This window comes from Herbaspirillum sp. B65 (assembly GCF_000333555.1).
In the GTDB taxonomy this organism is placed as follows: Bacteria; Pseudomonadota; Gammaproteobacteria; order Burkholderiales; family Burkholderiaceae_D; genus Herbaspirillum; species Herbaspirillum rubrisubalbicans.
This window is the reverse complement of the sequence record NZ_BADI01000269.1, coordinates 1-9459: the sequence shown is the minus strand read 5'-3', so window position 1 is coordinate 9459 and position 9459 is coordinate 1. Positions and strand designations below refer to the sequence as shown.

Below are 9459 nucleotides of genomic sequence, written 5' to 3'. Positions count from 1 at the left end.
CGGCAGCACACCCACCGTGATCTGGTTGCTGGAGACCTGCCAGATCCCGAACACCCACACCACCAGCAAGCCCACTTCGGTCAGGAAGGTGACCGTGGGTGTGAACAGCGACCAGATCTTGTTGACCCGGTCATTGACCATCAGGTTGTGCCGGTTGGCTTCGCGGAAACGCGCCACTTCACGCTTTTCCTGGGCAAAGGCCTTCACCACGCGGATGCCGGGGATGGTATCGGCCAGCACGTTGGTCACCTCCGACCAGATGCGGTCGATCTTCTCGAAGCCGTGGCGCAGGCGGTCGCGCACCACGTGGATCATCCAGGCGATGAACGGCAGCGGCAACAGCGTCACCAGCGCCAGCCAGGGATTGATGGAGATCAGGATGGCCGCCGTCATGATGATCATCAGCACATCGATGGCGAAATCCAGCAGGTGCAGCGACAGGAACACGCAGATGCGGTCGGTTTCCGAGCCGATGCGCGCCATCAGGTCGCCGGTACGCTTGCCGCCGAAATACTCCTGCGACAGCCGCAGCAGGTGCGCATAGGTGGTGGTGCGCAGGTCGGCGCCGATACGTTCGGACACCAGCGCCAGGATGTAGGTGCGCGCCCAGCCCAGGCCCCAGGCCAGCAAAGCCGCGCCCAGCAGGCCCGACAGGTAGAGCGTGGCCAGGTGGGTATCGATGGGGGCGCCGTTCTGGAACGGAATCAGCACGTTGTCCATCAGCGGCATGGTCATGTAGGGCGGCACCAGCGTGGCGGCAGTGGAGGCCAGCGTCAGCAGGAAGCCCAGCAGCAGCGAGCCCTTGTAGGGCTTGGCAAAGCGCGACAGGCGAAACAGCGCCCAGGTGGAAGGCGGCGCTTCCTTGGTCTCGGGGCAGATGGCACAGGTATCCTGGCCTTCGGGCAGCACGGCCTTGCAGGTCGGGCAGACGTCGCCCTCTTCCTCGGCCTGCACGCCCGAAGCCAGCAGCTCGCGCTGCTGCTCGAACAGCTTGATCAGGCGCAGCGCCTGCGGATTCTGCGCCAGGGTATAGCGCCAGGCGGCCAGGCGGCCGGCGTCATTGCACAGCTCCAGCGTACCCACGCCGGCGTGATCGTAGTGTTTCAGTTGCAGCTCGGGGCGGTATTCCCAGTGCTGGGCTGGCTGGCCATCCGGGCCACAGGCCAAGAGGCGGGTGTCGGTGGCCAGCAGCAGGGAAGGCTTGAAATGCAGTTGTGCATCCAGATCCAGCTCCAGCCAGGCCAGCACGGCTTCGCCGGGCGCCAGGCGGGCAGCGGTTTCCGTTTGCCAGCGCTCGGGCAGGCTGGCGGTCGCGGAAGGAATTGAGTCAGTAGTCATGTAACGGCAGCGTTGAGAGGCCCGAAGTGAGCAAATTGAGCAGTTTGGCTATGGTTTTATATGAATGGGCAGGTCTCGCCGGACCTGTTGTGCTGATGCGATGTCGCTGGGCGGTCAAAGACGCAATAACGAACGAAACGAACGATAACGAACAGCGCGCGATTATAGCGCAGCGTCCCCCGCTGCATGATCGCTGTCCGGCGCCCCACCGCTCACAGCACTCCGGTTAACGCGAGAGGCGGTAAAACGGTGCACTTGACAGCCCGTGCAGGTGAGCATTCCCGCATACTGCGAACCCTGTCCCGACCTGTTCCGGTTTTTTCTGCGGCAGATGCCACGGCGACGGGACAGTCTGCGACAATAACGTTCACATTCATCCCTCTGCTTGCCATCCATGAATTTGCTTTCGCCTGCACTACCCTGCCCCACCCATCGGGCACAGGCTCGGCACCAGATTTTCTTCAATGCAACACAATCATTCATTTGCTGCACCCCGGCAATGCAGTAAACCAAACAGCGTCCTGGGCGTTACTGGTCCATGCGTTATTCTGACAAGTGCTGAACGGGCGCGCCGGCAGCACCCAGAATGGCGACATGAGGGCAAGCACCAGCGACGGTCCGGCTCTGGCAGCGCCGGCATCCCCGAGACCGGCGCCCCACTTCCGGCAGCTTGGGCAGACCTGGCTGGGGCAATTACAGCGGACTATCCACCACACATGAAAAACATCGAATTCCTCCGTTTCCTGAACCTCAAGGGTCCGAACATCTGGACCTACCGCTCCGCCCTCGAAGTGTGGATCGACATCGGCGAACTGGAGGACTTCCCCTCCAACACCATTGCCGGCTTTCCCGAGCGCCTGACCACCTGGCTGCCGACCCTGATCGAACACCGCTGCAGCTACGAAGAGCGCGGCGGCTTCGTGCGGCGCCTGCACGAAGGCACCTGGCCCGGCCACATCCTGGAACACGTCACGCTGGAACTGCAGAACCTGGCTGGCCTGCCCGGTGGCTTCGGCAAGGCGCGCGAGACCAATGTGCGCGGCGTCTACAAGGTGGTGGTGCGGGCCCGCCACGAGACGGTCACCCGCGCCGCGCTCTTTGCCGCGCGCGATCTGGTCATGGCCGCCATCGAAGACCGCCCGTATGACCTCGACACCACCCTGCGCAAGCTGCGCCGCATGGTCGACCGCCTGTGCCTGGGCCCCAGCACCGCCTGTATCGTGGACGCCGCCGATGAGCGTCGCATCCCCACCATCCGCCTCTCCGAAGGCAACCTGGTACAACTGGGCCACGGCTGCAAGTCGCGCCGCATCTGGACCGCCGAATCCGACCAGACCGGCGCGATTGCCGAAGGCATCTCGCGCGACAAGGATCTGACCAAGTCGCTGCTGCAGACCTGCGGCGTGCCAGTGCCCGAAGGCCGTCTGGTGGACAGCCCGGAAGATGCCTGGGATGCCGCCCAGGACATCGGCCTGCCGGTGGTGGTCAAGCCCTGTGATGCCAACCATGGCCGTGGCGTCTTCATCGACCTCAACACCCGCGAAGAGATCGAGACCGCCTTCAAGGTCGCGCTGGAAGAAGGCAGTGGCGTGCTGGTCGAACGCTTCATCCCGGGCCTGGAACACCGCCTGCTGATCGTCGGCGGCAAGCTCGCCGCCGCCGCCCGAGGTGAACCGATCTTCATCGTCGGCGATGGCCAGTCCACCGTGCAGGATCTGCTGGACGAACTGAACCGCGACCCGCGCCGCGGCCTGCTGGAAGAACACCTGCTGGACCCGGTGCTGCTGGATCGTGAACCGGCCGCCGCGCTGGAACTGCAGCGCCAGAACCTGACCACCGAATCGGTGCCCGCCGCTGGTCGCCGCATCCTGCTGCTGCGCAATGGCAACGTCTCCTCCGACATCACCGACCTGGTGCACCCCAGCGTGGCTGCTGCGGCCGCGCTGGCCGTGCGCATCGTCGGTCTCGACATTGCCGGCGTGGACATCGTGGCCGAAGACATTTCGCGCCCGCTGCAAGAGCAAGGCGGCGCCATCGTCGAGGTCAATGCCGGTCCCGGCCTCTTGATGCACCTGAAGCCCTCCGACGGCAAGCCGCGTCCGGTGGGCGAAGCCATCATCGACAACCTGTTCGGCCCGGAAGAAAACGGCCGCATCCCCGTCGTCGGCGTCACCGGCACCCATGGCAAGACCACCATCGCCCGCCTGATCGCGCGCATCGTGCACCTGTCGGGCAAGCACGTGGGCCTGGCCTGCGGCGAGGGCCTCTACTTCGGCGAACGCCAGATCGAGCGCGGCAATCGCGCCACCTGGGATGCCGCTCATCGGGTGCTGCTGAACCGCGCCGTGGAAGCCGCCGTGTTCGAGAACGGCAGCGCTGCCATCCTCTCCGAAGGCCTGGCCTATGACCGCTGCCTGGTGGGCGTGGTGGCCAACATCGACCCCAACGACAGCCTGCCCGAGTTCTACATCGAGAACGCTGAACAGATCGCCACCAAGGTCAAGCGCACCCAGGTCGATCTGGTGCTGCCGGACGGCGCCGCCGTGCTCAATGCCGACGACCCGCTGGTGGCCGACATGGCCCAGCTGTGCGATGGTGAAGTGATCTTCTTCAGCACCGACCCGGCCTCGGAACTGCTGGCCAGCCACCTGAAGGATGGCGGTCGTGCTGTATTCCTGCGCGATGGCGACCTGATCCAGGCCGAAGGTGAGCGCCAGTGCAAGGTCAGCTCGGTAGATGCCATCCCGCTGACCGAAAACGGCGCCGTGGCCTACCAGGTCGAGAACGTGCTGGCCGCGGTCGGTGCTGCCTGGGCGCTGGGCATCGGCCCCGAGGTGATCCGCGCTGGCATCGAGCTCTTCGGCACCGAACGCGCCGAGGAGCAAGGCCTGAAGTTCAAGAGCCAGGCCGCCTGACGCGCCGGCCCCACCCGCACTGCAAGACTGACCGATTCAAGATCAAGAGACACCTAGGAAAAATTGTCCATGGACGTATCCCGCATTCGCGCCCTGCGCGGCCCCAATCTCTGGAGCAGACACACTGCCGTCGAAGCCATCGTTTCCTGCCCGGAAAACGAACGCGTCATCGCTGACATGCCTGGCTTCGAACTGCGCCTGCGCGCCCGCTTCCCGCAGATCGGCTTCCTCGAACCCGATGGCGGCAAGCAGGTGGTCTCCATGGCCCACGCCTTGGCTGCCGCGGCCCTGGCGCTGCAATCGCAAGCCGGCTGCCCAGTGACCTTCAGCCGTACCGTCTCCACCGTCGAGACCGGCATCTACCAGGTGGTGGTGGAATACAGCGAAGAAGAAGTCGGTCGCCTGGCCTTCGACCTGGCCCTGGAACTGGTGCGCGCGGCCCAGGCCGACACGCCCTTCGACCTGACCGGCGCCTTGGCGCGCATCCGTGAGCTGGACGAAGACGTGCGCCTGGGCCCCTCGACCGCGTCCATCGTCAACGCTGCCCTCAAGCGTGGCATTCCCTATCGCCGCCTGACCCAGGGCAGCATGGTGCAGTTCGGCTGGGGCAGCCGCCAGAAACGTATCCAGGCCGCCGAAACCAGCAACACCAGCGCCATTGCCGAATCCATCGCCCAGGACAAGGACCTGACCAAGATGCTGCTGCACGCAGCCGGCGTGCCGGTCCCCAACGGCCGCGTGGTCGAGACCGTGGAAGACGCTCTCAAGGCCGCCGAAGAGATCGGCTCGGCGGTGGTCATCAAGCCGCTGGATGGCAACCAGGGCAAGGGCGTGGCGGTCAACATCCGCACCCCGGAACAGATTACCCGCGCCTTCAACAACGCCGCCCTGATCAGCGATGAAGTCATCGTCGAGCGCTACCTGCCCGGCCACGACTTCCGCCTGCTGGTGATCGGCAAGACCCTGGTGGCTGCGGCCCGCCGCGATCCGCCGCAAGTCATCGGCGATGGCGTGCACACCATCCGTCAACTGATCGACCAGGTCAACGCCGACCCGCTGCGCGGCGATGGCCACGCCACCTCGCTGACCAAGATCCGCCTGGACGACATCGCCCTGTCGGTGCTGTCCGGCCAGAACCTGGACCCGGAAGCCATCCCCGCCCAGGGCGTGCGCGTGGTCCTGCGCAACAATGCCAACCTCTCCACCGGCGGCACCGCCACCGATGTCACCGATGACGTACACCCGGACGTAGCTGCACGTGCCATCGCGGCGGCGCAAATGGTGGGATTGGACATCTGTGGCGTGGACGTGGTCTGCAACTCGGTGCACATGTCGCTGGAAGAACAAGGCGGCGGCATCGTCGAAGTCAATGCCGCACCGGGTCTGCGGATGCACCTCTCGCCTTCCTACGGCAAGGCACGCGACGTGGGCGAAGCGATCATCTCGACCATGTATGACGATGGCGACGATGGCCGTATCCCGGTGGTGGCGGTAGCCGGCACCAACGGCAAGACCACCACCGTGCGCCTGATCACGCACCTGCTGGCCAAGACCGGCTTGCGGGTAGGGATGACCAATACCGATGGCGTCTACATCGACGGCCAGCGCACCGATACCGGCGACTGCAGCGGCCCGCGCAGCGCCCGCAACGTGCTGTTCCACCCGGATGTGGATGCCGCCGTGCTGGAAACCGCCCGTGGCGGCGTGCTGCGCGAAGGCCTGGGCTTTGACCGCTGCGCCGTGGCCGTGGTCACCAACATCGGCATGGGCGACCATCTGGGCCTGTCCTACATCAGCACCGTGGAAGACCTGGCCGTGGTCAAGCGCGTCATCGTCGAGAACGTCGCGCCCACCGGTACGGCCGTGCTCAACGCAGCCGACCCGATGGTGGCCAAGATGGCCACCTCCTGCCCCGGCTCGGTGACCTTCTTCGCGCTGGATCCGACCCATCCCATCATGGCCACCCACCGCGCCCAAGGCCATCGCATCGTCTATCGCGACGGCGACGCCATCGTGGCCGCGCAAGGTACGTTCGAAAAACGCCTGAAGCTATCCGGCATTCCGCTCACCCGTAGTGGCGCCATCGGCTTCCAGGTCGAAAACGTGATGGCTTCCGTGGGCGCAGCCTGGGCGCTGAACCTGGACTGGGAGCAGATCACCGGCGCCCTGGCCAGCTTCATCAGCGATAGTGGCACCGCGCCTGGCCGCTTCAACCTGTTCGACTACAAGGGCGCCACCCTGATCGCCGACTACGGCCACAATCCGGACGCCATCCAGGCCCTCATCAAGGCCGTGGACAGTATGCCGGCCAAACGCCGCTCGGTGGTCATCAGCGGTGCCGGCGACCGCCGCGATGCCGACATCACCCGCCAGACCGAATTGCTGGGCGATGCCTTCGATGAAGTGGTGTTGTACCAGGACCAGTGCCAACGCGGCCGTGAAGATGGGGAAGTGATCGCCCTGCTGCGCCAGGGCCTCGAAAAGGCCACGCGTACGGCCGATGTGAAGGAAATCAACGGCGAATTCCTGGCCATCGATACCGCCCTCGCAAACCTGCAGCCAGGCGACCTGTGCCTGATCCTGATCGACCAGGTGGAAGAGGCGCTGGCCCATATCGACCAGCGGGTGAAGGAAAATTCCTGAGTCTCTCGTTCGGCAGTCCACTCAAAAAAAATCCCGGCGCTACGCCGGGATTTTTTTGTGAGCTGACGATCGATTCAACGCAAGGCCGGCTCAGTCGCCCTCAGCCGTGCTCAGTCGTCCTGACTGGGATCGAGGTCCGGGAACAGGATTTCGGTAAAGCCGAATTGCCGGAAATCGCGAATACGCATCGGATACAGGATGCCCTGCAGGTGATCGCACTCATGCTGCACCACCCGGGCATGGAAGCCATCCACGGTACGGTCGATGGGATGACCGTTCTGGTCGAAGCCCTGGTAGCGCAGCTGGCGCCAGCGCGGCACCACGCCCCGCATCCCCGGCACTGACAGGCAACCTTCCCAGCCCTCCTCCTCTTCCTCCGACAAGGGGGTCAATACCGGATTGATGAGCACCGTCTCCGGCACGGCCGGGGCATCCGGGTAACGCTGGTTGTGGCCGAAGCCAAAAATCACCAGTTGCAGGTCCACCCCGATCTGCGGCGCGGCAAGACCGGCGCCGCTGACCGCACGCATGGTCTGGAACATGTCCTCCACCAGTTGCGCCAGTTCGGGCGTACCAAACTCCGTGACCGGCTGCGCCTGACGCAGCAAGCGCGGGTCACCCATCTTCAGAATGTCGCGTATTGCCATTTGCCTATCTCCGTCCACGACGCCCGGATCAAGCCGGGCGTTGAATGTCATCTTGGTGGCAGCGTTGTTCCCAGCGCGATGCCTCAACCCTGCTTGGTCGCCACTTCGTGCAGATATTCCGAAAAGGCGGGGCCGGTTTCCGGGTGCTTGAGCCCCATGGCCACCATGGCCTTGAGATAGCCCAGCTTGGAACCGCAGTCATAGCGCTGCCCCTGGTAGCGATAGGCCAGCACTGATTCGGCCTGCATCAGCTTGGCAATGCCATCGGTCAACTGGATCTCGCCACCGGCACCGCGCGGGATGTTTTCCAGGTAGTGGAAGATGCGGCTGTTGAGCACGTAGCGACCCACCACCGCCAGCGTGGACGGGGCTTCTTCCGGCGCGGGCTTTTCGACGATGGCGTTGATGCGCTCCAGGTCGGGCTGGTAAGGCGTGGCGCTGACGATGCCGTATTGACGGGTATCGCTCTTGGGCACTTCCTGCACCGCCAACATGCTCATGCCTTCGCGGGCATAGATATCGGTCATCTGGGCCATCACTGGCTTGACGCCAGGGTCGGTATCCATGAAGTCATCGGCCAGCAGAATCGCAAACGGCTCCTCGCCCACCACCGGGCGTGCGCACAGCACGGCATGGCCCAGGCCCAGCGGCTCGGACTGGCGGATGAAGATGCAATTGACGCTCTTGGGCACGACGTTACGCACGATGTCCAGCAGCTTTTGCTTGCCGGCGGCTTCCAGTTCGCTTTCCAGTTCGTAGGCCTTGTCGAAGTGATCTTCGATGGCGCGCTTGTTGCGACCGGTGATGAACACCATTTCGGTGATACCGGCGGCCACCGCCTCTTCGACCGCGTAATGGATCAGCGGCTTGTCAACGATGGGCAGCATTTCCTTGGGCTGCGCCTTGGTGGCGGGCAGGAAGCGGCTACCGAGACCGGCAACGGGGAAGACGGCTTTCTTGATCTTCTTGATCATCATGACTCCGAGGGAAAAATGGGTCTTGTTCTATTCTTATCGTCTGCATAAAAAGACAGTGCGGGCGAATTGTATATGAATAAAACGACAATATGATTACGTCTGCTCAACATCCTGACCGGCACACATGAGCTTGAGTCCATCCTCATCCAGGATGGCAATACCCAGCTCTTCAGCCTTGGCCAGCTTGCTGCCGGCTTCGGCACCGGCCACCACGTAGCTGGTTTTCTTGGAGACCGAACCCGAGACCTTGCCACCCGCGGCTTCGATCAACTGCGCCGCCTCGTCACGCGAGAGATTGGGCAGCGTGCCGGTGAGCACGAAGGTCTTGCCGGCCAGGTGCTTGGTGCCGGTGTCAACGCCCTGGTCTTCCGGCCAGTGTATGCCCACGGCGCGCAACTGCTCGACCAGTTCGACATTGACCGGATCGCTGAAGAAGGCACGAATCGAGCTGGCCACCACCGGGCCGATGTCGGCCACTTCCAGCAACTGTTCTTCGCTGGCAGCCAGCAGCCTGTCGATGCCACCGAAATGGCGCGCCAGCTCCTTGGCAGTCGCCTCGCCCACGTGACGGATGCCCAGCGCATAGATGAAGCGCGCCAGCGTGGTGGCCTTGGATTTTTGCAGCGCGTCCAGCACGTTCTGGGCCGACTTCTCGGCCATGCGGTCCAGCTCGGCCAGGGCCGACAAGCCCAGGCGATACAGGTCAGCCGGCGTATTGACCACCTGGCGGTCCACCAGTTGCTCCACCAGTTGCTCGCCCAGGCCTTCGATATCCATGGCGCGACGTGAAGCAAAATGCTGCAGACCACCCTTGCGCTGCGCTGAACATTTCAGCCAGCCGCCCGAGCAGCGCGCCACTGCTTCATCTTCGGCGCGCACGATGGGCGAGCCGCACACCGGGCAGGCGCCGGGCATGACGAAGGCGCGGCATCGGCCGAC

At 64.2% G+C, this 9459-nt stretch carries 6 protein-coding genes; 2 read left to right on the top strand and 4 right to left on the bottom strand.

All coding sequences use genetic code 11. The annotated features are described in order from the left end of the window. A partial coding sequence (locus I5W_RS07045) for an ABC transporter transmembrane domain-containing protein (RefSeq protein WP_044528694.1) occupies window positions 1-1338 on the bottom strand: 1338 nt, incomplete at its 3' end. A 716-nt stretch (window positions 1339-2054) separates the two neighbouring features. On the opposite strand from I5W_RS07045, the gene I5W_RS07040 reads away from it, so the two are divergent. Beyond that, window positions 2055-4253 carry a cyanophycin synthetase gene (locus tag I5W_RS07040; RefSeq protein WP_017451055.1) on the top strand — a complete coding sequence of 733 codons (2199 nt, stop codon included), beginning with the start codon at window positions 2055-2057 and terminating at the stop codon, window positions 4251-4253. Window positions 4254-4322: 69 nt separating this feature from the next. Further along, window positions 4323-6896: a cyanophycin synthetase gene (cphA, locus tag I5W_RS07035; RefSeq protein WP_017451054.1), complete on the top strand. Its 2574-nt coding sequence runs from the start codon at window positions 4323-4325 to the stop codon at window positions 6894-6896. A gap of 110 nt (window positions 6897-7006) precedes the next feature. Here cphA and def read toward each other — a convergent pair whose 3' ends face one another. The 3 genes from def to I5W_RS07020 all read right to left on the bottom strand — a co-directional run. After that, window positions 7007-7543, bottom strand: coding sequence for a peptide deformylase (def, locus tag I5W_RS07030; protein WP_017451053.1), 537 nt, complete (start codon window positions 7541-7543; stop codon window positions 7007-7009). An 83-nt stretch (window positions 7544-7626) separates the two neighbouring features. Continuing rightward, window positions 7627-8517, bottom strand: coding sequence for a UTP--glucose-1-phosphate uridylyltransferase GalU (galU, locus tag I5W_RS07025; RefSeq protein WP_017454643.1), 891 nt, complete (start codon window positions 8515-8517; stop codon window positions 7627-7629). Between the two features lie 96 nt (window positions 8518-8613). Continuing rightward, on the bottom strand, window positions 8614-9459 hold an 846-nt coding region (locus I5W_RS07020; RefSeq protein ID WP_044528693.1), incomplete at its 5' end, for a helix-hairpin-helix domain-containing protein.

Excerpts from the sequence above, each read along its gene's own strand:
- I5W_RS07040 (WP_017451055.1), top strand. The coding sequence starts at position 2,055 with ATGAAAAACATCGAATTCCTCCGTTTCCTGAACCTCAAGGGTCCGAAC.
- cphA (WP_017451054.1), top strand. The coding sequence starts at position 4,323 with ATGGACGTATCCCGCATTCGCGCCCTGCGCGGCCCCAATCTCTGGAGC.
- def (WP_017451053.1), bottom strand. The coding sequence starts at position 7,543 with ATGGCAATACGCGACATTCTGAAGATGGGTGACCCGCGCTTGCTGCGT.
- galU (WP_017454643.1), bottom strand. The coding sequence starts at position 8,517 with ATGATCAAGAAGATCAAGAAAGCCGTCTTCCCCGTTGCCGGTCTCGGT.